The 25,054-nt window shown below is 54.6% G+C and carries 23 protein-coding genes; 22 read left to right on the top strand and 1 reads right to left on the bottom strand.

Annotation, left to right across the window (positions count from 1 at the left end):
* Positions 1–54: 54 nt before the first annotated feature.
* The 6 genes from hbs to IEV46_RS08865 all read left to right on the top strand — a co-directional run bounded on the left by hbs (position 55) and on the right by IEV46_RS08865 (position 6,168).
* Complete coding sequence (gene hbs / locus IEV46_RS08890; RefSeq protein WP_188432156.1) at positions 55–327, top strand: non-specific DNA-binding protein Hbs; 273 nt, start codon at positions 55–57, stop codon at positions 325–327.
* Between the two features lie 317 nt (positions 328–644).
* A complete protein-coding gene (locus IEV46_RS08885) occupies positions 645–842 on the top strand; it encodes a cold shock domain-containing protein (RefSeq protein WP_009710392.1) in 198 nt (65 codons plus the stop codon).
* 153 nt (positions 843–995) lie between these two features.
* Entirely contained in the window at positions 996–1,547 is a 552-nt protein-coding gene (gene hpf, locus IEV46_RS08880; protein ID WP_188432154.1) for a ribosome hibernation-promoting factor, HPF/YfiA family, read from the top strand.
* A gap of 225 nt (positions 1,548–1,772) precedes the next feature.
* Positions 1,773–4,316, top strand: coding sequence for a preprotein translocase subunit SecA (gene secA, locus IEV46_RS08875; protein ID WP_188432152.1), 2,544 nt, complete (start codon positions 1,773–1,775; stop codon positions 4,314–4,316).
* Between the two features lie 101 nt (positions 4,317–4,417).
* Positions 4,418–5,531 (top strand): peptide chain release factor 2 gene (prfB, locus tag IEV46_RS08870; RefSeq protein WP_188432145.1). Its coding sequence is split into 2 segments (ribosomal slippage): positions 4,418–4,489 and positions 4,491–5,531, totalling 1,113 coding nucleotides; the frame shifts between segments, so codons are not numbered across the junction.
* 196 nt (positions 5,532–5,727) lie between these two features.
* Positions 5,728–6,168, top strand: a complete 441-nt coding sequence (locus IEV46_RS08865; RefSeq protein WP_188432143.1) for a hypothetical protein — start codon at positions 5,728–5,730, stop codon at positions 6,166–6,168.
* Positions 6,169–6,286: 118 nt separating this feature from the next.
* Here the strand turns inward: IEV46_RS08865 and IEV46_RS08860 are convergent, their stop codons facing one another.
* A complete protein-coding gene (locus IEV46_RS08860) occupies positions 6,287–7,069 on the bottom strand; it encodes a YwqG family protein (RefSeq protein WP_188432141.1) in 783 nt (260 codons plus the stop codon).
* Between the two features lie 219 nt (positions 7,070–7,288).
* Between IEV46_RS08860 and IEV46_RS08855 the strand changes: the two genes are divergently transcribed.
* The 16 genes from IEV46_RS08855 to IEV46_RS08780 all read left to right on the top strand — a co-directional run bounded on the left by IEV46_RS08855 (position 7,289) and on the right by IEV46_RS08780 (position 24,841).
* The gene (locus IEV46_RS08855; protein ID WP_188432139.1) at positions 7,289–8,419 is read left to right on the top strand and encodes a conserved virulence factor C family protein; all 1,131 of its coding nucleotides are present in this window, start codon (positions 7,289–7,291) and stop codon (positions 8,417–8,419) included.
* 115 nt (positions 8,420–8,534) lie between these two features.
* Positions 8,535–9,320, top strand: a complete 786-nt coding sequence (locus IEV46_RS08850) for an enoyl-CoA hydratase-related protein (RefSeq protein WP_188432137.1) — start codon at positions 8,535–8,537, stop codon at positions 9,318–9,320.
* Positions 9,321–9,422: 102 nt separating this feature from the next.
* Positions 9,423–9,737, top strand: coding sequence for a hypothetical protein (locus tag IEV46_RS08845; protein WP_188432135.1), 315 nt, complete (start codon positions 9,423–9,425; stop codon positions 9,735–9,737).
* Positions 9,738–9,819: 82 nt separating this feature from the next.
* The gene (locus tag IEV46_RS08840; protein ID WP_229736008.1) at positions 9,820–10,143 is read left to right on the top strand and encodes a c-type cytochrome; all 324 of its coding nucleotides are present in this window, start codon (positions 9,820–9,822) and stop codon (positions 10,141–10,143) included.
* A gap of 143 nt (positions 10,144–10,286) precedes the next feature.
* Positions 10,287–11,057, top strand: a complete 771-nt coding sequence (locus IEV46_RS08835) for an ABC transporter ATP-binding protein (RefSeq protein WP_188432133.1) — start codon at positions 10,287–10,289, stop codon at positions 11,055–11,057.
* Positions 11,032–12,015: an FtsX-like permease family protein gene (locus tag IEV46_RS08830; protein WP_188432131.1), complete on the top strand. Its 984-nt coding sequence runs from the start codon at positions 11,032–11,034 to the stop codon at positions 12,013–12,015. The genes IEV46_RS08835 and IEV46_RS08830 overlap by 26 nt, the downstream gene beginning before the upstream one ends.
* Before the next feature lie 1,060 nt (positions 12,016–13,075).
* Positions 13,076–14,107, top strand: coding sequence for an N-acetyl-gamma-glutamyl-phosphate reductase (gene argC, locus IEV46_RS08825; protein ID WP_188432129.1), 1,032 nt, complete (start codon positions 13,076–13,078; stop codon positions 14,105–14,107).
* Between the two features lie 18 nt (positions 14,108–14,125).
* Positions 14,126–15,370 carry a bifunctional glutamate N-acetyltransferase/amino-acid acetyltransferase ArgJ gene (gene argJ / locus IEV46_RS08820; RefSeq protein WP_188432127.1) on the top strand — a complete coding sequence of 415 codons (1,245 nt, stop codon included), beginning with the start codon at positions 14,126–14,128 and terminating at the stop codon, positions 15,368–15,370.
* Positions 15,371–15,391: 21 nt separating this feature from the next.
* Positions 15,392–16,201, top strand: a complete 810-nt coding sequence (gene argB / locus IEV46_RS08815; protein ID WP_188432125.1) for an acetylglutamate kinase — start codon at positions 15,392–15,394, stop codon at positions 16,199–16,201.
* Positions 16,170–17,363: an acetylornithine transaminase gene (gene argD, locus IEV46_RS08810; protein ID WP_188432123.1), complete on the top strand. Its 1,194-nt coding sequence runs from the start codon at positions 16,170–16,172 to the stop codon at positions 17,361–17,363. Before argB ends, argD begins: the two co-directional genes overlap by 32 nt.
* Positions 17,341–18,396, top strand: a complete 1,056-nt coding sequence (locus tag IEV46_RS08805; protein ID WP_188432121.1) for a carbamoyl phosphate synthase small subunit — start codon at positions 17,341–17,343, stop codon at positions 18,394–18,396. Before argD ends, IEV46_RS08805 begins: the two co-directional genes overlap by 23 nt.
* Positions 18,389–21,610 (top strand): carbamoyl-phosphate synthase (glutamine-hydrolyzing) large subunit, encoded by a 3,222-nt coding sequence (gene carB / locus IEV46_RS08800; RefSeq protein ID WP_188432118.1) that lies wholly within the window; start codon positions 18,389–18,391, stop codon positions 21,608–21,610. The genes IEV46_RS08805 and carB overlap by 8 nt, the downstream gene beginning before the upstream one ends.
* Positions 21,607–22,584: an ornithine carbamoyltransferase gene (gene argF / locus IEV46_RS08795; protein ID WP_188432116.1), complete on the top strand. Its 978-nt coding sequence runs from the start codon at positions 21,607–21,609 to the stop codon at positions 22,582–22,584. The genes carB and argF overlap by 4 nt, the downstream gene beginning before the upstream one ends.
* Positions 22,585–22,852: 268 nt before the next feature.
* On the top strand, positions 22,853–23,302 hold the full coding sequence (locus tag IEV46_RS08790) for a hypothetical protein (RefSeq protein ID WP_188432114.1): 450 nt from the start codon (positions 22,853–22,855) through the stop codon (positions 23,300–23,302).
* A 19-nt stretch (positions 23,303–23,321) separates the two neighbouring features.
* Positions 23,322–23,600 (top strand): hypothetical protein, encoded by a 279-nt coding sequence (locus IEV46_RS08785; protein WP_188432112.1) that lies wholly within the window; start codon positions 23,322–23,324, stop codon positions 23,598–23,600.
* Entirely contained in the window at positions 23,597–24,841 is a 1,245-nt protein-coding gene (locus IEV46_RS08780) for a glutathionylspermidine synthase family protein (RefSeq protein WP_188432110.1), read from the top strand. The genes IEV46_RS08785 and IEV46_RS08780 overlap by 4 nt, the downstream gene beginning before the upstream one ends.
* Positions 24,842–25,054: the final 213 nt, after the last annotated feature.

The following is a 25,054-nucleotide window of genomic DNA, read 5'->3' as shown; positions in this document are numbered from 1 at the left end:
GGGAACAGAATGGAAGGTTTGAGCAGGTTTCATAAGAAAAGGAGTGTGTTACCGATGAACAAGACTGAGTTGATTGAGCGAGTGGCCGAGTCCACCGGAAAAACCAAAAAGGAATCCGCGCAACTGGTGGAAGCAGTTCTCAATTCCATTGCTGAAGCATTGCGAAACGGGGAGAAGGTTTCCCTGATCGGTTTCGGAAATTTTGAAGTGCGGGAACGGGCAGCCCGGATCGGACGCAATCCCCAGACCGGGGAGCCGATCGAAATCGGTGCGAGCAAAGTACCCGCTTTCAAACCCGGAAAACAACTGAAGGAAGCCGTCAACTGAGAACGGCTCTTCCCCTCCGGAAAAACCGGAGGCTTTTTTGTTGGGTTCAGGAAGAAAAACTGCCGTCTGAAAGGAAGGTGGCTTCCACCGGGCTTTGTTGATGGAGATCGGAAAAACTTGGGTTAAGAAAGCAAAAACGGTTCAATTATCCAAAGGAAGAGCGGATACTGGCATTTCTGAGCAAGGTGTTAAGACCGTTCTTTCCTCTGATCACTTCGGAATTTCCTTGACTTTGGATAAAATGAAGTGATATAGTTAATCTGCATGGAAGACCCTTCGGTATTTCATGTGGATTAACTAATGAAGGGATTGTTAATATGCAAGGCAAAGTCAAGTGGTTCAACGCGGAAAAGGGTTACGGGTTTATCGAGCGTGAAGGTGGAGATGATGTTTTCGTCCACTATTCCGCCATCCAGGAAGAAGGATTTAAAACCTTGGACGAAGGTCAAACCGTTGAGTTTGAAATTGTGGAAGGGCCGCGTGGACCGCAGGCTGCCAACGTAATCAAGGCTTGACCCAACTTTGGATTCGACCCCTCCCGAGTGCTCTGTTCGGGAGGGTTTTTACGTATATGAAGCTTTTTTCGACAAGAATTCGTCAAAAAAGAGCAGGAATTCAGGTCGCAAACGGGAATAAATACAGTAGAAAGCGAAAGGGGGATTCGCTTGATGAATTACAACATCCGTGGGAACAATATTGAAGTGACCGAAGCGCTCAGGGATTACGTGGTGAAGAAATTGGGCCGGCTGGAGAAGTACTTTGACTCCACGGCGGCGACAGACGCCAATGTGTCCCTGAGTGTATTCCGCGACGAGCACAAGGTGGAAGTGACGGTCCCCTTCCCGGGTCTGCTGGTTCGTGCGGAAGAGGCGTCGGAGAACATGTACGCCTCCATCGATCAGGTCGTGGAAAAATTGGAGCGCCAGATTCGCAAATATAAGACGAAGGTGAATCGAAAGTTCCGCCAGGACGGAACGATCCGCACCCTGGAAAACGGAATCACCCCTGAGCTGGAAACGGACCTGTCTGACGATGACGGCGGGTTTGAAGTGGTACGCACCAAACGATTCAATCTGAAACCGATGGATACGGAGGAGGCGATCCTGCAGATGGATCTGCTGGGACACAGTTTCTATGTCTTCTCCAATGCCGTCACGGATCAGGTGAATGTGGTCTATAAACGAAAAGACGGACGTTACGGGTTGATTGAACCTGAATAAAGCGAATGGACCCTGTCCAGGTCCGGGGGCAGCACTCTGCGCTGCCCCTTTTTTAGGTGATGGAGCCTCAATCTTTTATGAAACAGTGAAAAAGTGAGCTGATGTTTGTTAAAATAATTATAGAGAATACCTTTTCATGGAACCCACAGACAACAGAGTCTGTTTACCATAGGTTTGATCTATTAACCAGGAGTGCCAAGCAGTCTTAAGAAAGGGATGAAAGCCATGCTGAAGCTCTTGAAAAAGGTGCTGCCTGATTCCAATGAACGGGAACTGAAAAAGTATTACAAAATAGCGGATCGGATCGAGGCTTTGGAACCGGAAATTTCAGCTTTCTCCGACGAGGGGCTTACTGGGAAGACGGAAGAATTCCGGAAGCGGCTCACCGAAGGGGAGACGCTGGATGATCTGTTGCCAGAGGCTTATGCCGTGGTCCGGGAAGCGGCGAAACGGGTTCTCGGCATGCGTCACTTCTATGTTCAACTGGTGGGGGGGATCGCTCTCCATCAGGGCAACATCGCCGAAATGAAGACCGGGGAAGGAAAAACCTTGGTTTCCACCTTGCCGACCTACCTGAACGCTTTGCCCGGTGAAGGTGCCCATGTGGTGACCGTCAACGACTATCTGGCCCGTCGGGACAGGGAATGGATGGGGCAGGTGTTTGAATTTCTGGGTCTCAAGGTGGGGCTCAATCTGCCGGACATGGATCCTGACGAAAAACGGGAAGCTTATCAGGCGGATGTCACTTTCGGGACAAACAATGAGTTCGGGTTCGATTATTTACGGGATAACATGGTCCTGTATCCGGAGCAGATCACACAGCGCAAACTTCACTTCGCCTTGATCGACGAAGTGGACAGCATTCTGATTGACGAAGCCCGAACCCCCTTGATCATCAGCGGCCAAGCCAATAAAGCCACCGACCTCTATTACATGGCGGACAAATTGGTGCGCAGGTTAAAGCCGGAAGAGGATTACACGGTGGATATCAAGACCAAGAGCGTCTCCCTCACAGAGAAAGGTGTGGACAAAGCCGAGGCCTTCGCTGGGGTGGAGAACCTCTTCGATGCCAAGAATATCACCATCAATCACCATATCCAACAGGCTCTCAAGGCCCATGTCATCATGAAACGGGATCATGACTACGTGGTCAACGAAGATGGAGTGGTGATCGTGGATGATTTCACCGGCCGTCTGATGCACGGCCGTCGGTACAGCGACGGATTGCACCAGGCCATTGAAGCCAAGGAAGGCCTTCAGGTGCAGCGGGAGAGTATGACCCTGGCCACGATCACCCTGCAAAACTATTTCCGCATGTATGACAAGCTGGCTGGAATGACCGGAACGGCCAAAACGGAGGAAGAAGAATTCCGCAAGATCTACGGAATGAATGTGATCCAGATCCCGACACACCGGCCGATGATCCGTAAAGATCTCTCCGACCAGTTGTACAAGACGGAGGATGGCAAATTCAGGGCCGTGGTGGAGGAGATCGTCAATCGTCATGCCACCGGTCAGCCAATGCTGGTGGGGACCGTCTCCATCGAAAAGTCGGAAAAACTGTCCAAGATGTTGAAAAACAGGGGGATTCCCCACCAGGTGCTCAACGCCAAGAACCACGCCAGGGAAGCGGAAATCATCGCCCAGGCGGGTCAGCGGGGAGCGGTCACCATCGCCACAAACATGGCTGGACGGGGGACTGACATCGTTCTCGGTGAAGGAGTGGACAAACTGGGGGGCCTCCATGTGATTGGAACAGAACGCCATGAGAGTCGCCGGATCGACAACCAGCTCCGGGGTCGGTCCGGACGTCAGGGGGACCCGGGTTCCTCCCAGTTCTACCTTTCCTTTGAAGACGACCTGATGCGTCGGTTCGGCTCTGAGCGGATTCAGGGGATGATGGACAGCCTGGGGATGGATGAGGATACCCCGATCGAAGGGAAAATGTTTACCCGGGCGGTGGCCAATTCCCAAAAACGGGTGGAAGGAAACAACTTTGATGCACGTCGTTGGGTGTTGCAGTATGACGATGTATTGAACCAGCAGCGGGATATCATCTACAAACAACGGCGGGAGGTGCTGAATGGGGAGGACCTGCGGGATGCGATTCTCAATATGGGGAAAGAGCTGATCACCCGTGTGGTGGAGGCACATACCTCTGACGATGATATTCCCGAGGAATGGGATCTGGAGCCTGTGGTGGAGTTTGCCAATTCCTCTCTTCTCCGGGACGGGGAGTTGGAGGAAGAGGACCTGGAAGGCCTGGAACGGGAGGAGATCATCGATTTCCTTTATGACAAACTGGTCAAACACTATGAGAATCGGGAAAAGGAGATCGGAGCCGAGCGACTGGAAGAATTTATTAAAGTGGTTACTCTGCGGACCGTGGACCGGAAATGGATGGACCATATCGATGCCATGGATCACCTTCGTCAGGGCATCCATCTTCGGGCCTACGGACAGACAGATCCACTGCGCGAATACCAGTTTGAAGGCTTTGAGATGTTTCAACAGATGGTTGAGGAGATCCAGGAAGAACTGGTTCGCTATGTGATGAAGTCAGAGCTGGCAGAGGATGAAGAGATCGAGCGGGAAGAGGTGGCCACCTACCAGACGGCGTCTTCCGGGGGATCCCCTCACGAGGAGGGGGAGAGACCCAAACGGCAACCGATTCGAAACGCGGACAAGGTGGGTAGGAACGACCCCTGCCCCTGTGGGAGCGGTAAGAAATACAAGCATTGCTGTGCCCGGGCGGCCAGTACCGGTTGACGGACCGATTTGGACCCAGGTCCTTGCGACAGTGATGCAAGGATCGGTTGGTCTGTGATATCCTTTCTTGTGAGTACATTTTCAAAAAGGGGAAATGAACGATGCTATTGAGTGACATCCGTCATGAATTGAACAATACAGCCAAGCGATTGGCGGACATCAGGGGGTCTCTTTGACCTTCCTCAAAAGGAGAAGCGCATTCAAGAGCTGGAACAAGTGATGACCGATCCCGATTTCTGGAATGACCAGGGAAAGGCGCAAAAGGTGATCGATGAGAACAATCATCTGAAGGGGATCGTCCAAAGATTGAAGGATCTGGAGGAAGCCCAGGAAGAGATACAAGTGATCACCGAACTGATCGCCGAAGAGGATGACGAGTCCATGCTTCCCGAAGCGGAAGACGGGCTGAAGGATCTGAAGCGGAAGCTGGACGAATTTGAGTTGTCTCTTCTCCTCAGCGACCCCTATGACAAAAACAATGCCATTTTGGAGCTCCATCCCGGGGCTGGGGGAACGGAATCCCAGGATTGGGCCCAAATCCTGCTCCGCATGTACACCCGCTGGGCGGAACAGCGGGGATACAAGGTGGAGACCCTGGACTTTCTTCCGGGAGAAGAAGCTGGGGTGAAAAGCGTCACTCTGTTGATCAAAGGCCATAACGCATACGGTTACTTGCGGGCGGAAAAAGGGGTGCACCGCTTGGTGCGGATCTCCCCCTTCGACTCCTCCGGACGGCGTCACACTTCCTTTGTCTCCGCCAATGTGATGCCGGAGATTGAGGATGATGATGAGGTTGAGATCCGGTCGGAAGATATCAAAATCGATACCTACCGTTCCAGCGGCGCCGGCGGGCAACATGTCAACACGACGGACTCAGCGGTCCGGATCACCCACTTGCCGACCAACATTGTGGTGACGTGTCAATCCGAGCGGTCTCAGATCAAAAACCGGGACCGGGCCATGAAAATCCTGAAAGCTCGTCTGGTGGAGCGGCAGATGGAAGAGAAACAGAAAGAGATTGCCGAGCTGAAAGGGGAGCAAACAGAGATCGGATGGGGGAACCAGATACGATCCTATGTTTTCCACCCTTACAGTATGGTGAAAGACCACCGGACCCAAGTGGAAGTGGGGAACGTCCAGTCTGTGGTCGACGGGGAGATCGATATCTTCATCGAGGCGTATCTGCGTCAGCAGATCGGCCGGGGTGACCAATAATCATCAGGGCTGCCGGAGAACCGGCGGTCTTTTTTGATGGATTAGATTTGGTAAAAGCGGGCGTGGGGAGGAAAGATAGGAAAAAATCCGCTGCTGGAAGGGCTGGGTTTCATATAGCCAGTCATGTGAAACTCCGCCATGATGTGGACGACCTCATGGAGAGCGTTCACCCGGGTGGGAGAAAAGAGGATGGACCATGTGCAACTTCATCTCTGTTACAGCCCTGATCGGTATCCTGTTAAGCCCCCCGGCCCAGGTTGCCGGTCTCCCTTTATCCTATATCGAATGGGAGCAACCCTGTCCAACCGTTCAACATTGCTGGGAGTTCCGTGCCAACGTCTGGCATATGGAAGGGGAGAGCGAAGCGTTAAACCGGGGACATGCTTTTCATTTTCCAAAAGGGGAGCCCCATCGCCTGGAACTCACTCTCCGCCCTGGCGGAGAGCCGGCGGAATTGGTTGTGGAGCTGTTCGATCTTCACTATCAGTTGGTGGATCGGTTGCTGATCCGCTCCCGAACTCCCCTCCGTCGCACCGTCGATTGGTCCGGGGTGGAGACGGGCCACTATCATGTGTTTGTCTACTTCCGCCGGGGAGGAGTCCATGCACAGGTGAGCGGACGCCTGTACCATGGATAAGGTGGGGTTCATTTTCCTTCGCAGATTTTTTTATGGGGGTTGGCTTTTTGCATGGAGTGATTTTGGCAGTTAAAGATCATGTGAAACCCAATCCGGCCTGCACTCATTCTCACCGCTTCTAGTCCCTCTGTATCACCAGGCAGGTTTCATCGAAGCGGCCGGTCAACAGATCCTCCTGGGAGATGCAGAAAGAAAGGATTCCAAAACGTCCCCAGGCCATCTCCAACTCTTCATCGGAATCCATTTGCAATAGCAACACCCAGTCCGGGGTTTCTTTTCCCGTCTGTCGCCGGCAGGCCTCAAAAACGTCTGTTTCCAGTGACAATGGTTGCCCGAAGGCTTGATGGTGGGTGGAGGACCTCTCCTCCAGCTCATACAGTTGATCCATCAGATCATACCAGAGAGCATCCATTTCTCCGGAAGCCTCCACATCAGGCAGTGCCTTCTCCAGACGGAACCGGATTCCTTGTTCAGGAGGGCAGGCTTCCCTGGAAAGATCATCGGGATAGATGGCGGGTTGTAAACTGGAAGGGTCCACATCCCGGTACAGTACTTCGAAGGGAACAGAGTCCCGGGGTGTCCCCCAGAGAAGATCATCCCCCGCCAAAAAGAAATACAACATCCCCCGGTCAGGCAAAGGATTCATCCGGTCTGCCCGGTGGATTTCCGCCAGATTATACTGGGCGGCAAAAATGAGCGGCTTTCCGTCTGCACAAGGCCAGCCCATATCCGGCGGAAGATCGGGAAGACCACCGAATTTGGAGGCACCTGTGGCAACCCCCTCTCCAGTGGTCTCGATCATGATACAGGGCACCAATGTCTTCACAATTTCCTGTTCCATTTCGGAGAGGCCTTGTTCGGCCAACCATTTCTTTATTTTCTCTTCCATTGTTACTCTCACGGCATACTCCTCCAAACGGTTGAAACGTCTCCGGCCACCGGTTGGATCAGAGGGGAGGCCTTGGTGGCAAGGATCGGAGTACTTATTATTTTAACCTTTTCGAAGTCCGAATGAAAACGCGGTCTGGATGAAAGAGTGGGGGAGATGTGGTAGAATCCGAATGAGTCAAAGAGGACTGGACAGATAGATGTGGGAAATGCCTTGGAAGGGGGAATCTCAATGAAGATCCGATCGATTGAACCGACACCCAGTCCGAATGCGATGAAGCTGAACATGGATGAACGGGTCTCCGATGGCAAGACCTACACTCGGGAATCCTTGGATCAAGCACCTGATTACATCCGACGGCTGCTGACGATTGACGGGGTGAAAAGTCTGTTCCAGGTGGCCGATTTTATATCTGTGGAGCGCGACCCCAGAGCCGACTGGAAGCAAATTCTCCCCCGGGTCCGGGAAGTGTTTGGTGAAGAGGTCACCGGTGTCCACAAGAATACAGAGGGACATGAACCGACTCAAGGATATGGGGAAGTACAGGTGTATCTTCAAACCTTTCGCGGTCTCCCCATTCAGGTTAAATTGACACGGGGAGAAGAAGAAAAACGATTCCCCTTGCCTTCCCGCTTTGAGGAAGCGGTCATGAAAGCGCAAGTCGCCTCCGAAAATATGGTGATGGAACGCAGATGGGAAGAAAAGGGAATCCGCTATGGTGACCTGGATGAAATCGGGGCGGAAGTGGTGGAGGAAGTGGCAGCCGCTTATGATCCGGAGCGGTTGGACCGCATGGTGAAGATTGCACTTCAGCAAAATCCGGGGGAACCCGCGGCAGATCCCAAGCGGGGACAGCGGGTCACGCCGGAGATGATGAAGGATCCCGATTGGCGCAAGCGATATGCGGCCCTGGATCAGATGATTCCCACCTTGGAAGATCTGGATGTGTTGGATCTGGCGCTTCAGGATTCGAAATCTTCCATCCGGCGTTTGGCCACCGCTTATCTGGGTTCGTTGGAGGATCGGCGTGTTCTTCCTCTTCTGTTCCAGGCTTTGAAGGACCCTTCGGTCACCGTCCGTCGCACTGCCGGTGACTGCCTCTCTGACCTGGGAGATCCTGACGCGATCGGCCCCATGATGGAAGCGTTGAAGGACAAGAGCAGGTTGGTCCGGTGGAGAGCCGCCATGTTCTTATATGAGACCGGTGATGAAAGGGCGCTTCCGGCCCTCCGGGAAGCTCGGAATGATCCAGAGTTTGAGGTCAACATGCAGGTAAAGATGGCGATCGAACGGATCGAACAGGGGGAGGAAGCAAGCGGTTCCGTCTGGCAACAGATGACGCGGCGGAACGAAACGAATTGAACCCGCGACAGGTCGCATGAAAATAAAGGAGTTTTCTCCTCTTTGTCGAATTAAAGGGACGGACTATCCCCCGCTTATTCAGCGGGGGAGAAAACTGTGCAGAGGTGAATCAATCATGGAATGGGAGAATATTCAACTTAAACGAGAGAAGGGCTGGGCCTTGTTAACCATTCATCGCCCCAAAGTCCTGAATGCTCTCAACCGGGAGACCCTGGAGGAATTGGAGCAGGCCTTGAACCATGTGGAATCCTCCGATGACATCCGGGTGCTGGTAGTCACCGGAGCGGGGGAAAAGGCATTTGTGGCTGGTGCGGATATCAAGGAGTTGCGCCAGATTCCTTCTTCCGGTGAAGCGGAGCGGCTGGCTGCCCGGGGACAGGCCCTTTTCACCCGGATCGAAGAATTTCCGATTCCGGTCATCATGGCTGTCAACGGCTTTGCCCTGGGTGGTGGTTTTGAATTGGCACTCAGCGGGGATATTCTGTTGGCTTCGGAGAAAGCACGTTTCGGTCTGCCGGAAGTCAACCTGGGTGTCCTTCCCGGCTATGGAGGAACCCAGCGTCTGGCCCGTCTGGTTGGAAAGCCCACGGCCAAATATTACGCTCTCACTGGAGATATGATCTCGGCGGAAGAAGCGTTGCGCTTGGGGATCGCTCAAAAGGTGACAACTCCCGATCAACTTTTGACTGATGCATCCCGGTTGGCTGAAAAGCTGGCCCAAAAGGCACCGGTGGCGATGCGTTATATCAAGCAGGCCATCAATCAGGGAACGGATGCGGATCTGAAGACGGCTCTTCGGTTGGAGGCGTCCTATTTTGGTGTAGTATTCAATACAGAGGATCGTTTGGAAGGGATGGACGCCTTTCTTGAAAAACGGGAAGCCTCTTTCCGTGGAAAATGACGTCACTTTCGGGGACCCGGATGAACCGACGGACCCCTGTGGTCCGTCGGGGTTCTCTTCCGGTGCTGACATAAAAGAATTGAATTGAAGGAGGGTCACCCCATGATTGCAGAATGGTTGCAGAGGATCCCTGTTTTCGTCTGGCTGGCATTGGCAGTGGTTCTGATCGTATGCTTTGTAGTGATTTTCATGGTTGCCGGCAAGCGGAGCAGGGAAGTGGATGAATTGGAGAAGGCTTTCAATGAACCCTACCATCCTCCCCAAAATGAAGTGAACGACCAGGAGCAGATTGCAACGGAAAAACAAGGGAGTGAAGAGGAAGAGGCCAAGTCAGATGAAGCCACTGATGACGAACCTCCAAAGGATCCCCCAACTGTGCGGGGTAGCAAATCCCGACATCGTGGAGACGAAGGGTGACCGACTGCCTGTGGATGAGTATATCCGGAAGCGATTGGTGGAATTGTAGGTGGAAGAAGTGAATCAAAGGAGATGACACCGTTTGCGGAAGCAAGGGATTGCCTGGATCGCGGCCATGGTTGTTTTCCTTCTTCTGTCGGCCTGCGGACCCCAAGGGGGGGAACAGGGTGAAAAAAGTACAGCTAACGCCTCACCGGAAACCCTCTACAAAAACAACTGTGCCAGTTGCCACGGGCAAAACCTGGAGGGAAACGCCGGTCCTTCTCTCGAGAAGATCGGACAGAGTGCTGCCAAGGAAGATATCGAACGAATCATCCAAAACGGTAAGGGACAAATGCCGGCCCAAAGACAACTTTCAGATGAACAAAGATCGAGACTGGCATCATGGCTGGCGGAGAAAAAATGAGGAGCGACCCGAATGCGGGTCGTTTTTTTGTGGAATGTGACAAAAATGTTAGACAGATGAGAGGTTAATCGAAAGAACTGTGTTTGGCTTTCCCTTAAACTTTGAAACATGAATTGATCACGTGAAGAAGGTGAATCAACAAGATGGACGTGTTGAAAGTTAATCACTTGAGTAAAGTATACGGCGGTAAAGTCCCTCACCAGGCGTTGTCCGATATCAGTTTCAGTATTCAGCAAGGGGAGTTTGTCGGTATCATGGGCCCTTCCGGCAGTGGGAAGACCACCCTTCTTAACCTGATCGCCACCATTGATACTCCCACATCGGGGGAAGTACAGTTGCACGGAAAAAGACCTCATCAACTGAAAGGACCCAATTTAGCCCGCTTTCGGCGCAGGAAGTTGGGATTTGTCTTTCAGGATTTCAACTTGTTGGACACCTTGACCGTCGGGGAAAATATTGTCCTTCCCCTGACCCTGGACCGCAAAGATGTGAAGGAGATAGAGCAGAAGTTGAAGGATGTTGCCGAGCGGCTGGATATTGCCGAAATCCTCGACAAACGGACTTATGAAATCTCCGGGGGTCAGAAACAGCGGGCGGCGATCGCCCGGGCAATCATCCATGAACCCTCTTTGCTGTTGGCGGATGAACCGACAGGGAATCTCGACTCCAAAGCTTCCCACATTGTGATGGAAACGATGGAAGCGATCAATGAACAGGATGGAGCCACCATGATGATGGTGACCCACGACCCTGTGGCCGCCAGCTATTGTCATCGGGTGATCTTCATCAAGGACGGGGAGTTGTTCAACGAAATTCACCGTGGGGAACACCGGCAGACGTTTTTCCAGCAGATCATCGATGTGCTGTCGTTATTGGGGGGGAACTCACATGACCTTTCGTCAGTTCGCCTTTAATAATGTAAGGCATAACTTCCGCTCCTACCTGGCCTATTTTTTGAGCAGTGCCTTTGCGGTCATGATTTTCTTCATCTATGCGGTGTTTATCTACCATCCGGAGATGAATCAAGGTGAGCTGAAAGCGTCGGTGGTCAAAGGGATGACCGCGGCTGAGTATATCATTTTTATTTTCTCCTTCTTATTTGTCTGGTATTCGGTGAGTGCCTTTCTCAAAGTGCGACAAAAAGAGTTCGGCGTACTCACCCTGCTCGGGATGTCCCGCGGTCAATTAAACCGCATGGTCTTTCTCGAAAATCTGATCATCGGCTTGGCTTCCATCGGGACGGGAATGTTGGCAGGTCTCCTATTTTCCAAAGGATTCCTGATGATTGGAGCCCGGGTGTTGGAGATCAAGGAGTTGCCCTTTTATTTTCCGGTGAAGGGACTCTTATTGACCTTGGTTTCCTTTCTGATCCTCTTTCTCGTCATTTCGGTGTTCACGGTGTTTATGGTGCGAAACCGTCGCGTGATTGAGATGCTGCAGGGCAGCCAAAAGCCGAAAAAGGAACCGAAGCCCTCCATTCTGTTGTCTCTGCTGGCCGCCGTGTTCTTGATCAGTGGCTACGGATTGGCCTTAACTAGTGATGCTTTAACGGGTGGAAACATCATGTTTTCGGTCATCGGTCTGGTGATCGTGGGCAGTTACTTCTTAATACACCCAACTGAGTGTTTTTCTGATCCGACGCTTGAAAAAGAAACGCGGTTTCTACTGGCGGGGAACCCGGTTAATGTGGCTCTCCGACCTGACCTATCGCATGAAAGACAACGCCAGGATGTTTTTTCTGGTCACCATCGTGTTTACCATCTCATTCACTGCAACAGGTACACTGATCAATTTCTACGATCAGATCTTGAAAACGGTGAAACAGACAACTCCCTTCAGCATCAGTTACCAAATGACGGAAGAAGGATTTGAGGGAATTTCTCCCGAGTCCGCTCAAAATATTATTGAAGGGAAGTTGAAAAGAGAGGACGTTTCGTATCAGAAATGGAAAGCGGAGTATTTGGAACTTGGCCCTGACAATATGAAACAGTTTGTCACTGTCATCAAGCTGTCCGACTATAATCGGTGGGCCAAAATGGTGAAGCGGCCTGCCCGGACCTTAAAGCCGGGAGAGGTGTTTGCCTTCGATACGAGACCGGATCAATTCAAAGCCGATGACAGGATCGGCCGGGTGCTCCAGCTGATGGAGAAGCCTTACAAGGTTGCGGGTTCCATCGATCAACCGATCATGTTCCGTGGATCCGTTGAAATTGTGGTTTCGGATCCCGCCTTTGAACAGTTCAAAAAAGAGGCGAAAGAAACCGGACCCGATCAACCCCGCGTGGAGGCCAGAACCTTTGCCGGTTATTCCGTCCCGAAATGGGATGCTTCCATGCCACATCCCCAAGGAAATCAAGTCGGTGAAACGTTGAAAGAGAAACTGAAGATGCCCGATGTGAGTTGGCCCGGTTTTACCGCCCGGGACGCCGCCTTTACGGAAATGAAGCAGTATATGGGAGCAACACTTTTTGTCGGACTGTTTATCGCGGTGGTGTTCCTGATCTGCGCCTGCAGTTTCCTGTATTTCCGCCTGTACACGGACCGGGACCGGCAACACTACCATGCCATTTCCAGGATCGGGTTGACCGAAAAGGAAATGAACAGAAGTGTCACGGTACAGATCGCCCTCTTGTTCTTCATCCCCTTTGTGGTGGCAGTGATTCACACTTTGGTGGCCTTGGGTGCCTTGCAAAATATGATGATGATGAAATCGATCCTGGTCCCGTCGGCGTTGATCATCGGTTCCTTCTTGGTACTGCAGTTGGTTTATTTCATCATCGCGCGACGGAGTTACCTGCGGAATTTGAAAGTATTGTAGGTGAATATCATTGCTTTCCCCCTTTGGCCTTTTTTTTGCAACCCATTGCATAAATATTAATACATATGTATAATGATACGAAACCGAACCGGGAGACGGAAGGGGAGACGAAGGATGAAGGTGGCGGTGGTGGGTGCCACCGGATATGGAAGTGCCGAATTGATCCGGATTTTACACAGGCATCCCTATGTGGAATTGACTCAATTGATTTCTTCATCAACAGCGGGCGGGGAGTTAAAAGAGGTGTTTTCCCATCTGTCCCATCTGTCTCATTCTTTGACGGAATGGGACGAGGAGGCTGTCGCCGAAGAAGCAGAGGCGGTATTTTTTGCCGCTCCGGCGGGTATCAGCAGCCGGTTGGCCCCTCCCCTGGCGGAAAAGGGTGTGCTTGTGATCGATCTGGCGGGAGATTTCCGATTGGGGGCGGAGGAGTACCGGAGGTGGTATGGGGCAGAGCCGCCGGCGCATCCATGGCTGGAGCGGGCGGTATACGGGCTGAGCGAATGGTCGGTTCCTGCGATCCGGCAAGCGGAGCTGATTGCCAACCCCGGGTGTTATCCGACGGCGACTCTGTTGGCGTTATTACCCCTGCTGCAAGCGGGCTCTATCGCCGATGGGCCGGTCACGGTGGATGCCAAGTCGGGCATCTCCGGGGCGGGACGTGGACTGAAACTGACCAGTCTGTTCTCAGAAGTGAATGAGAACCTGTTTCCTTACCAAGTAGGTGTCCATCGCCATACTCCGGAGATCGAAGAACATGCCTACCGAATCGGAGGACGGGAGACACCGGTGATCTTCATCCCGCAGGTGGTTCCCATGAGCCGGGGAATTTTGGTGACTCTTTATGCCCCGGCGGCCGACGGGTGGACCACCGCCCGGCTGATGGAGATGGCGAAGGAGGTGTACCGGAAGGCCCCCTTCGTCCGGGTGCGGGGTGAAGGTGCATGGCCCCGCACCAAAGATGTGCAGGGCAGCAATTTTTGCGACATCGGTTTTCATGTGGATGAACGAACGGGCATGCTGGTCGGAATGGCCGCCATTGACAACCTGGTCAAGGGGGCGGCAGGGCAGGCGGTGCAAAATCTGAACTTGCGCATGGGTTGGCCGGAGACGGCAGGGCTGGATTTGCTGCCGCAATATCCGTAGATAAAGGGGAGGAGAAGGATGGAGCAGCTTCAGGTGAAGGCGACGGCAGGGACGGGAATTGAGATGGCGGGGGAGCCCCGGATCACCTCCCCTCGGGGTTTTACAGCGGCGGGTTTGCATGCGGGTATCAAGCGGAAACGGAAAGACCTGGGGTTGATCACCTGTGAAGTGCCGGCCACAGCCGCTGCGGTTTATACGCTGAACACCTACCAGGCGGCACCGCTGATGGTGACCCGGGAGGGGTTGGCGGTGGAAGGAAAGATGCAGGCGATGATCGTCAACAGCGGCAACGCCAACGCCTGCACCGGCCCCCGCGGTATGGAGGATGCCAAAGAGATGAGGCGAGAGACGGCACGGTGGTTGGATATTCCCGAGCATCTGGTCGGAGTGGCAAGTACCGGTGTGATCGGTGAACCGTTGCCCATGCATCAGATCGGTTTGGGGATCCCGAACCTGGTGAAAGAGCTGGGGCCGGCCGGGCACGATTCTTTCTGCCAGGCGATCTTGACCACCGATACCTGCACCAAAGCGGTGGAAGTTCGTTTGACCGTGGACGGTCGGGAAGTGCGGGTGGCCGGGGTGGCCAAAGGTTCGGGCATGGTTCATCCCCGCATGGCCACCATGCTGGCCTTTATTAATACAGATGCGGCGATCGAGAGACCGGCACTTCAGTCCCTCCTGAGGGATGTGACAGATGAGACATTCAATATGATCACTGTGGACGGGGATTGCAGCACCAACGATATGGTTTCAGTCATGGCCAGCGGACTGGCCGGAAATGATCCGTTGACACCGGAACACCCCGATTGGCCGCTTTTTTTCCAGGCCTTCTCCCATGTGGCCCGGGGGCTGGCGCAGAGGATTGCCCGGGATGGGGAGGGAGCCACCCGTCTGGTGGAAGTGGTTGTGACCGGGGCGGAGACGAGGGAAGAAGCCCGGAGAGCCGCCAAAGCGATTGTGGGTTCCAGCCTGGTGAAGACGGCGGTCTTCGGCGCCGATCCCAACTGGGGACGAATCCTGTGTGCCCTCGGATACAGCGGCACCCGTTTTATTTCGGATCGGGTGGATCTTTACATCGGATCGGTGTGTGCAGTCCAAAACGGCTGCCCGGTACCGATGATGGAAGTGGCGGCAAGGAAAGCACTGGCACAAGATCCCGCCCGGATCCGGGTCGATCTGAAACAGGGGGATGCCGGGGCGACCGCTTGGGGGTGTGATCTCACCTATGATTATGTCCGGATCAATGCCAACTATCGCACTTGAAAAAGTGAGGGAGGGAAGCAGATGGATTTTCAGCCGCTGGTGATCAAAATCGGGGGGAGTGTGCTGGAAAACCTGGACCCCTCATTTTTCCGGGAATGCGGGCAGTTGATGAAGCAGGGATACCATCCGGTGGTGATTCACGGAGGCGGGCCGGAGATCACCCGGGTCCAGAAACGATTGGGTCTGGCCGCCCGCTTTATCGACGGCTTGCGCGTCACGGATGATGAAGGGTTGAAAGTAGTGGAAATGGTACTGGCGGGGAGGATCAACAAATCCCTTACCACCTGTTTCCATGCGGCAGGGGCGGTTGCTGTTGGGATCTCCGGAGTGGACGGTGCTCTGTTGGAAGTGGGGCCAAAGGATCCGGCGCTGGGATGGGTGGGGGAGGTGACTGCTGTCCGCCCCCAGCTGTTGCACAGTCTGTGGAAATCAGGCTGGATTCCGATCGTGGCCTCCCTCGGTGTGGATCGTTCTGGCAACCGGTACAACGTGAATGCCGATACCGCCGCCGGGGCCATCGCCCGGGAATTGGCGGCGGAGCGGCTGATCCTGGTGACAGATGTTCAGGGGATTTGGAGGAGGGAAGCAAACTCCAGAAAGTTGCTCTCCCGGATAACCCCGGGAGAGGTGCGGGAGATGATCCGAAGCGGGGAGATCACAGGCGGAATGATCCCCAAAGTGAAGGCGGCCCTCACCGGTCTGGAAACGGCAACCCGCGGGGTGCTCATCACAGATGGACGCATTCCGGGGTGTCTGAATGGAGAAGCAGGTACTTGGATTGTAAAGGAGGCGACCACCGATGACATTGTTCCCCACCTATCAGCGAAATGATCTCCGTCCCGTCCATGGAGAAGGGGCTTGGCTGTGGGATGAGTCGGGAAAAAAGTATCTCGATTTCACCTCAGGATTGGGTGTCTGCAATCTGGGGCACGCCCATCTTGGGGTGAAAGAGGCTGTCAAGGAACAACTGGATCGATTGTGGCATGTCTCCAACCTGTTTCAGATCCCTCTGCAAGAGGAGGTATCGGAGCGGCTGAGCGAGGCGAGCGGTCTGACCTTCACCTTTTTCTGTAACAGTGGAGCAGAGGCCAATGAGGCGGCCATCAAGCTGGCCCGTCGCTACGGACGGGAACGGAGAGGGTTGGCCAAGCCGGAGGTGGTCACCTTCCGGTCGTCCTTTCACGGCCGCACCTTAGCCACCTTGACCGCCACCGGTCAGATGAAAGTGAGAGAAGGCTTTGATCCCCTGCCAGAGGGATTTCGTCAGCTGCCCTACAACGATGTATCCGCCCTGGATGAAGGCCTGACTGATACCACTGCGGCCGTCCTGTTGGAACTGATCCAAGGGGAAGGGGGAGTCCACCCTGCTGATCCCTCTTTTCTCCGGAGATTGGAAGAACTCTGCCAAGAACGGGCGATTCTGCTGATGGTGGATGAGGTTCAGACAGGGATGGGCCGGACCGGGAATCTGTTCGCTTTCCGGGAGGCAGGGATTCAACCCGATGTCATCACCTTGGCCAAGGGATTGGGGAACGGGATTCCCGTCGGTGCCATGTTGGGACGATCCGGTCTGGAAGCCCACTTCGGACCGGGAAGCCACGGCAGCACCTTCGGTGGCAATCCGGTGGCGATGGCGGCTGCCAAAGCGGTTCTCCGGGAATGGATGGAAACGGATCTGCCCATCCGGGTGAAAGAGACGGCCCGTCATCTGGCTGCTTTGCTCCATGAACGGGTGGCGGGGTTGCCTTTTGTCCGGGAAGTTCGGGGGCGGGGCTGGATGTGGGGAGTGGAGTTGAACCGGCCGGTAGCCCCTCTTCTCCCTCTCTTGCGGGAACGAGGGGTGTTGGCCTTGGTGGCGGGTCCCTATGTTTTGCGCCTGTTGCCGCCCTTGGTAACGAAAATGGCAGAGCTGGAGTGGGCGGTCACCCGGATGGAAGAAGCATTGCTGCTGTTGGAGGAGGTGGGCGGAGATGAGAGCATATCTCGTGTTTGAAGACGGAGAGGTGTTTCCGGGTACCTGGATCGGGACTCCCCGAGAAGTGCCCGGGGAAGTGGTTTTTACTACTGGAATGACTGGTTTTCCGGGGGTGATGACGGATCCCGCCCACGCCGGTCAGATCGTAACCTTTACTTATCCTTTGATCGGAAACTGTGGTCCGGCTTTGGAAGGCGTGGATCAAGATCTGCCCAGGTGCGCCGGAGTGGTGGTGAGCGGGCTGTGTGAGGAAGAGGGAGTGGGGGATTGGCTGGATCGCCACGGTGTTCCAGGGATCACCGGTGTCGATACCCGGAAGGTGGTACGTAAAGTGAGGAAGAGCGGTGCCATCCGAGGGATGATCTCCTCCACTCCCACCCTCCGGGTGAAGACATGGCCTGCTAACTGTTCCCTCCAGTGGGTGACAGAGACTACGGTGCAGGACCGGATTCAACTTCCCGCGCCGTCTCCGGAGGCTCCCCATCTCGTCTTAATCGATCTGGGAACGGATACCTCCACCTTGGAGCATCTCCGCCGGCAGGGATGCCGGGTGACAGTGGTCCCCTTTTCCACTCCGCCCGGAGAAATCAAACAGTTGGCTCCGGAGGGTCTTCTCTTCTCCGGCGGTCCAGGAGACCCCAAAGCCTTACTTCCTTTTTTGAAAGGATGGCAGGCTCTTCTGCTGCACCGGATCCCCACCCTGGGAGTGGGCTTGGGACATCAGGTGTTGGCTCTGGCCTGCGGGGCGGATACAGAGCGGCTGGCCTGCGGTCATCGGGGAAACAATCATCCGGTGAAGGAAACGGAGACGGGACGGGTCTGGATCACCTCCCAAAACCATGGGTACACCGTCACCGCCTCCTCCCTGAATCCGGCGCATTGGGTGGTGACCCATCGACATGTGCAAGACGGTTCCGTGGAGGGGTTGGCTCACTGTCTGCAACCCCTGAGCTCCATTCAGTTTCACCTGGACAACCCGGCGGCGGAAGGGGTGTTTTTACGGTTTTTACACCAGGTGAAGGCGAAAACGGAGGTGGAGATCCATGGTTGAACCGGTGCCGAAATGTGTGTTGGTGATCGGTTCCGGACCGATTGTGATCGGGCAGGCGGCGGAGTTTGACTATTCTGGAACCCAAGCTTGCCTGGCCCTGAAGGAAGAAGAAATCCGGGTGATCCTGGTCAACAACAATCCGGCCACGATTATGACCGATCCGGAGACAGCGGATGTGGTCTATTCGGAACCCCTGACAGTAGACAGTCTGACCCGGATTATCGAAAAAGAACGGCCCAAGGGATTGTTGGCCACTGTCGGGGGACAGACAGGGCTCAATCTGGCTGTCCAGCTTCAAGAACAGGGAGTTTTGGACCGGTTTGGAGTGAAACTGTTGGGTACCCCTGTGGAGACGATTCGACAGGGGGAAGATCGACAGGCATTCAGGGAGATGATGAAGCGGATCGGGGAGCCGGTTACGAAAGGGAAAACGGTCTCCACCACCGAGGAAGCTCTCCACTTTGCGGAGTCCATCGGCTATCCGGTGATGATCCGTCCCGCCTACACCCTTGGCGGTTTTGGAGGTGGAACGGCCGGGAATGAGGCGGAGTTGACCCGGGTGGCCCGGCAAGGCCTGGCCGCAAGTCCCATCGGTCAGATTTTGGTCGAGGAGAACATCCGCGGCTGGAAGGAAATTGAATACGAGATGATGCGGGATAGTGCGGACACTTGTATCGCTGTCTGTAACATGGAGAATATCGATCCTGTCGGTGTCCACACTGGGGACAGTCTCGTCACCGCCCCCACCCAGACTTTGACCGACGGACAATGCCGTCTTCTTCACAGTGTCGCCTGCAAAGTGATCCGGGAGCTGCAGGTAATCGGGGGGTGTAACATCCAGTTTGCGGTTCATCCCGACACTGGGGATTATCGAATCATCGAAGTGAATCCCCGGGTCAGCCGCTCCAGCGCCCTCGCTTCCAAAGCGACGGGATACCCTATCGCCCGGCTCGCCGCCAAGGTCTCCATCGGTTACCGACTGGATGAGTGCCTCAATCCCGTCACTGGGCACACGTTTGCCAGCTTTGAACCTGCATTGGATTATGTGGCCGTCAAGTTGCCGTGTTGGCCTTTTAACAAATTTCCTGATGGGGACCGCTCCCTGGGCACCCGGATGAAGGCGACAGGGGAAGTGATGGCCTTGGGCCGCAATCTGGAGACTGCACTGTACAAAGGTATACGCTCCCTTGACCAGAACCGGGATACTTTGCTGCAACCGGAGTTTGGAAAGTGGTCAGATGGAGAGCTGGAAAAAGGGCTCACCCAACCCGATGATCGGCGCCTCTTTGTTCTGGCGGAGGCCTTCCGACGCGGGTGGAAACTGGAGGATCTGCACCGCCTGACAGCGATTCATCCCTGGTTTCTCCGTCGGATCCGGGACATGGTCGCCTTGGAGAATGAGATGGCCTCGCTCTCCTGGGAGGATCTCTCCGATGATCAACTGATGCACGCCAAGGAGAAGGGGGTGGCCGATTCCGCTTTGGCGGGTTGGCTGAGCGTCGACGAAGGGAAGATCCGGGAGCGTTTGCATCGGATCGGCCGTCACCCTTCCTATAAATGGGTGGATACCTGTGCTGGGGAATTTGAGGCTGAGAGCCCTTATTTTTATTCTTCCTGGCAAGGGGATGACGAAGTCCCTTCACCGAAGGAAGGTCGGCGGGTGCTTGTGCTCGGGGCGGGACCGATCCGGATCGGACAGGGAATCGAATTTGACTACTGTTCCGTCCATGGGGCAAAGTCTCTGAAAAAGCAGGGGGTCACTTCCGTGGTGGTCAACAACAACCCGGAGACGGTCAGCACCGATTATGCCATCGCCGATCGTCTCTACTTTGAGCCGTTAACGGTGGAAGATGTGCTCCGGGTGGCGGAAAAAGAACAGGTGGACGGGGTCCTAGTCCAATACGGGGGACAGACGGCAGTCCAGTTGGTTCGCGGGTTGGAAGAGGCGGGTCTCTCCATTTTGGGGACTTCTGCCGACATCATCGATTCGGTGGAAGATCGCCGCCGGTTCTACAGTTTGCTGCGGGAGTTGGAAATTCCCCACATCCCTGGAATGACGGCCAACACCCTTCAGGAGGCACTTCAGGCGGCGGATCAACTCGGTTACCCCCTTCTGCTCCGTCCTTCTTATGTGATCGGCGGCCAGGGAATGCAGGTGGTTCGAAAACAGGAGCAATTGGAAGCGGCCATGACCCGCTATCTCCGGTCCTTGCCTGAACAGGCTTATCCGATCCTGTTGGACCGGTTTGTGGAAGGAATGGAAGTGGAAGTGGATGCGGTCACGGATGGAAAGGACCTGCTGATTCCCACAGTAGTTCAGCATGTGGAGAGAGCCGGTGTCCATTCGGGAGACAGTCTGTCCATCCTGGCCGCACCCCATCTGAGTGAGAAGCAACGGGAGACCGTCGTCGAATTCACAGGGCGGATCGCCCGTGCCCTGTCCCATGCCGGACTGATCAATATTCAGTTCGTCGTGGAGGGAGAGACAGTTTACGTACTGGAGGTAAATCCCAGGGCTTCCCGCACTATCCCTGTGATTAGTAAAGTGACCGGTCTGCCCCTGGTGGAGTGGGCCACCCGGGTTCAATTGGGTGAATCCCTTGCTTCTTTTGCTCCCCTGGGATTGCAACCTGCCCCACCCCGATGGGCAGTGAAGGGGCCAGTCTTTTCCACACCGAAGCTCCCCGGCGTGGATCCGGCCTTGGGGCCGGAGATGCGTTCCACAGGGGAAGTGCTCGGATTGGGGGGGACTTTGGAAGAAGCGATGGCCAAGGTGCTTCCCTTGGCATTCAACGGACCGCTGCCCCCGGTGACTGCCGGTACCCGTTTGTTTCTGTCGATTTCCGATGATAGCGGAGAGACAGGGGAGTGGGCATCTCTGCTCATCCGGCAGGGAATCCGTCTTTTCGCCACTCCACGGACGGCGGAGGTTCTCGGGAAGCGGCGGCAGGTTCCCGTGGAGACGGTCACTCCCGACCGGTGGGAAGACTGGTTTCGCCAAGGTGGACCGTCACTGCTCTTCAGCCCTGCCACTGGGGGGGAAGGGCAGGAAGGATTCCGGTTGCGGCAGATGGCGCTGGAGTGGGAGGTACCCTGCTTCACCTCTCCCGATACGCTCCAGTGGTGGATTCGTATCGGGAGAGCCGGGAAGCCAAAGGATGTCCCAGTGATCCCTTTATATAGAACCAAGGAAAAGGAGGTCGTTTGGGGATGAGTTCCAATCCAGGGACAGCCTGGACAGGGGAGGCTTCTCCCATCACTTCGTTGAAAGGTCGGGATTGCCTGACTCTCCTCGACTTCACGCCCCAGGAGATCCAAGGGTTGGTGGAAGAAGCATTGAGGATGAAACAGGAGTGGAAGGCGGAAAAGGCCGACCGTCCGCTGGCTGGGAAAGCTTTGGCCATGATTTTTGACAAACCTTCCACTCGCACCCGGATCTCCTTTGAGACCGGCATGGCTCAGCTCGGAGGGCATTCTCTTAGTCTGAATCGGGGGGACCTGCAGCTGGGACGGGGGGAAAGTCTTGCGGATACGGCCCGGGTGCTGTCCGGCTACGTGGATGCCGTTCTGATCCGCACGTTCAGCCATAAAGCATTGGAAGAACTGGCTCAGCACGCTTCCATTCCCATCATTAACGGGCTGACCGATCTGCACCACCCCTGTCAGGCACTGGCGGACCTTCTCACTCTGAAAGAGAGCCGGGGTGGACTTACCGGACTCACTCTGACTTATATCGGGGATGGGAACAATATGCTTCATTCCCTTTTGGAAGCCGCCGCCGCAACGGGCATTCATCTGAGGGCAGCCACCCCTCCGGGATACGAACCCGATCCGGTGGTTATTCAACGGGCACAACAGGTGGCAGCCCGGACAGGGTCTGACTTGCATTTCACCTCAGATCCCAGGGAGGCAGTAACAAAAGCTGATGCAGTCTACACCGATGTTTGGGCCAGCATGGGGCAGGAGGAGGAGAAGGAGCAGCGGATCCGGGATTTTGCAGGTTTCCAGGTGGATACGGCACTGATGTCCTTGGCAAAACCGGATGCTTTGTTTATGCACTGTCTTCCCGCCTATCGGGGGCTGGAAGTCACCGCCGAGGTGATCGATGGTTCCAGCTCCGTGGTCTTTCCCCAGGCGGAAAACCGACTGCACGCACAAAAAGCGTTGTTAGCTGCTTTAATAGGCTAGAAACGTTGTAAAAAGAGACAGGGAGGGTTGGCTTCCACGTAGAATAACCTTGCTAGTTCAAACCAGAAACGGACTAAAAACCCAATCTCCACACAAACCCAATCTCAACCCTCCCAGTTGGGATAAATCCGCCATTTATGGCGGATTTTTTTATCACGCTTCCTTGCTGGGGAAACGGTTTTTTTCTCACCGCCTTGTAGAAATTCCTTCCTTTACGAAAGGACAGGAAGAAGCTAAGCTGGAAGGGACGGGGGAAAGGAGGGTTTATTTGGAGTATTTGGAATACCGGCTTTATGATCAGGAGTCAAATTTTCCTGTTCTTTATCAGTACGAAAATATGGATTCCGGGGAGGTTTCCAGCCGACTGCTTTGTGATTATTTCATCAAGGATGGCCAAGTCTTTGAGAAGGTGTCCACAGCGGTGGGACCGAAGGAAGTGATCCTTTTTGTCACGGAGGCGGAAGACGAGGAAGTGATCAACGAGGAGAGGGTCACCTGTCCCGACTGGGAAGGAATCCGTCTGGAAATTCGCCATTATAAAGAAGGGGCTGTCTATTATCCAGTGGTGAAATATCTGCATTTTTCCTCTCATGGGGAGGTGAGTCTGTATCTCGCGTCGGACAGTTTTTGTGTCGACGGGAGCGAGTGGCGGAAAACTTCAACGGAGATTGACGAAAATCGCAAGGTGTTTGTCATTTATGGAGAACCGATGAAATAAGGGGGTTCCATAACCGATCATGAACCATGGCAATCTTTTGGGCACGGGAAATACTCACAAACTGGTCAGCCTGTTTATGGCGACGGCACTGGTGACAGCGGGATGCGACACGAATCAATCCAAAGACTGTACAGACAAGAACGGAAACCAGGACCCGTCTTGTAAAGAGGAAAAAGGTTGGTCCTCCGGTGGATCCTCCGGCGGTGCTGTCGGTGGTTCTTCCGGCATCTCCTCCGGGAAAAAATCCAAAGGCGGGGTGGGCGGCCGCTCCGGAGGCGGTTGGTTCAGCGGAGGATGATAAGGGTGGATGACTATCAAGAACGTCGCAAGCACTGGTATGATCCGATCCGGCAGGAAGGAATCTTCACCTGGGACTGGTTTTACGGTCAGGAATACGCCCTGGCGGATCTTCACTCCATCAGTCCGCAGTTCCGGGCGGAATTGGCCACGGCCACCGAAGCACTCGGTCAAGTGTTTGCCCGGGTGGCCGAAGTGACCCGGCAAGGGAATGAACAGCTGTTCGCGGAGCTGGGACTTCCCCGGGAGACCTGGCAGGCAGTCCGAATCACCCTCGACCCTGAACTTCCGACGGTGATCGGACGGTTTGATTTCGCCCTTACCCCAGAGGGATTGAAGATGCTGGAGTTTAACAGCGACACGCCCACCGGAGTGGTGGAGGCCTTTTATGTAAATGGGAAGATCTGCGAGCAAGGGGGGATGGAAGACCCCAATGCGGGTATGGATCAACATATTCGGCAGGCCTTTTCGACAGCAGTACATTCATACCGGAAGCGGGGATTTTCATGTGACGGGATCTTTTTCAGCGCTCTGGGCTGGCATGAAGAAGATGCCGGAACCACCCGTTATTTGATGGAAAACTCCACTCTGCCGGCGCGGTTTGTTCCCTTGGAGGATTTGAGGGTGAAGGGAGATCGGATGACAGCGCGCTGGGAAGGTGAAGAGGTTCCGATCGATGTTCTGTACCGGCTTCATGCGTTAGAAATTTTAGCTGAAGATACTGACAGAGACGGCTACCCCACGGGAGCCCATGTGTTGGATTTGGTTGCGCGGGAGAAACTCCTTTTGATCAATCCTCCCTCAGCCTTGATCTCCCAGACCAAGGCATTGCAAGCATTGATCTGGAACCTTTACGAAGAAGATCAATTTCTGACCCCGGGGGAACGGGAGACAGTGGAAACCTATATGTTGCCCACTTATTTGGAAAACCGGTTTCTGGGAAAAGAGCCCCATGTGATCAAACCCATTTTCGGACGGGAAGGAGGGGCTGTCCGTCTTTGTGATGCACAAGGGCGGGTGGAGCATCGAGATTCTGATAGATTGTACGAAAATCAGCCGATGATCTACCAGAAACGTGTCGAGCTGGAGACTGTGGAGACAGAAACCTTGAAGGGACCTTTTCAAGGTCGGCTGTTGTGGGGTTCCTTCCTGGTCGGAGGAAAAGCCTCGGCGATCCTGGCCCGGGCTGATGGCCCGATCACCGGAAATCTTTCATATTTTCTCCCGGTGGGTTATTCATGAAAGGAAACCGGGGTGGAGAATGAAGTGGATCAATTGCCGGACTGATTTTGTCTATTTTATCAGGCGTGTTGATTAGCCATTTCTTGGTTGAGGAGATCATGTATTACCATGCTCCGGTTGCACCCATAGGGCACAAGTCGCGCTATGCCATCCTGCAGGAGGTAATGACTGCCGCTTCGAGTCTTCCTGTCGGGCAGGGGCAAAAGCCTTTCG

This window comes from Kroppenstedtia guangzhouensis (assembly GCF_014637345.1).
Lineage (GTDB): Bacteria > Bacillota > Bacilli > Thermoactinomycetales > DSM-45169 > Kroppenstedtia > Kroppenstedtia guangzhouensis.
Note: the sequence above shows the minus strand (reverse complement) of the source record. Positions and strands in the feature narration are given on the sequence as shown.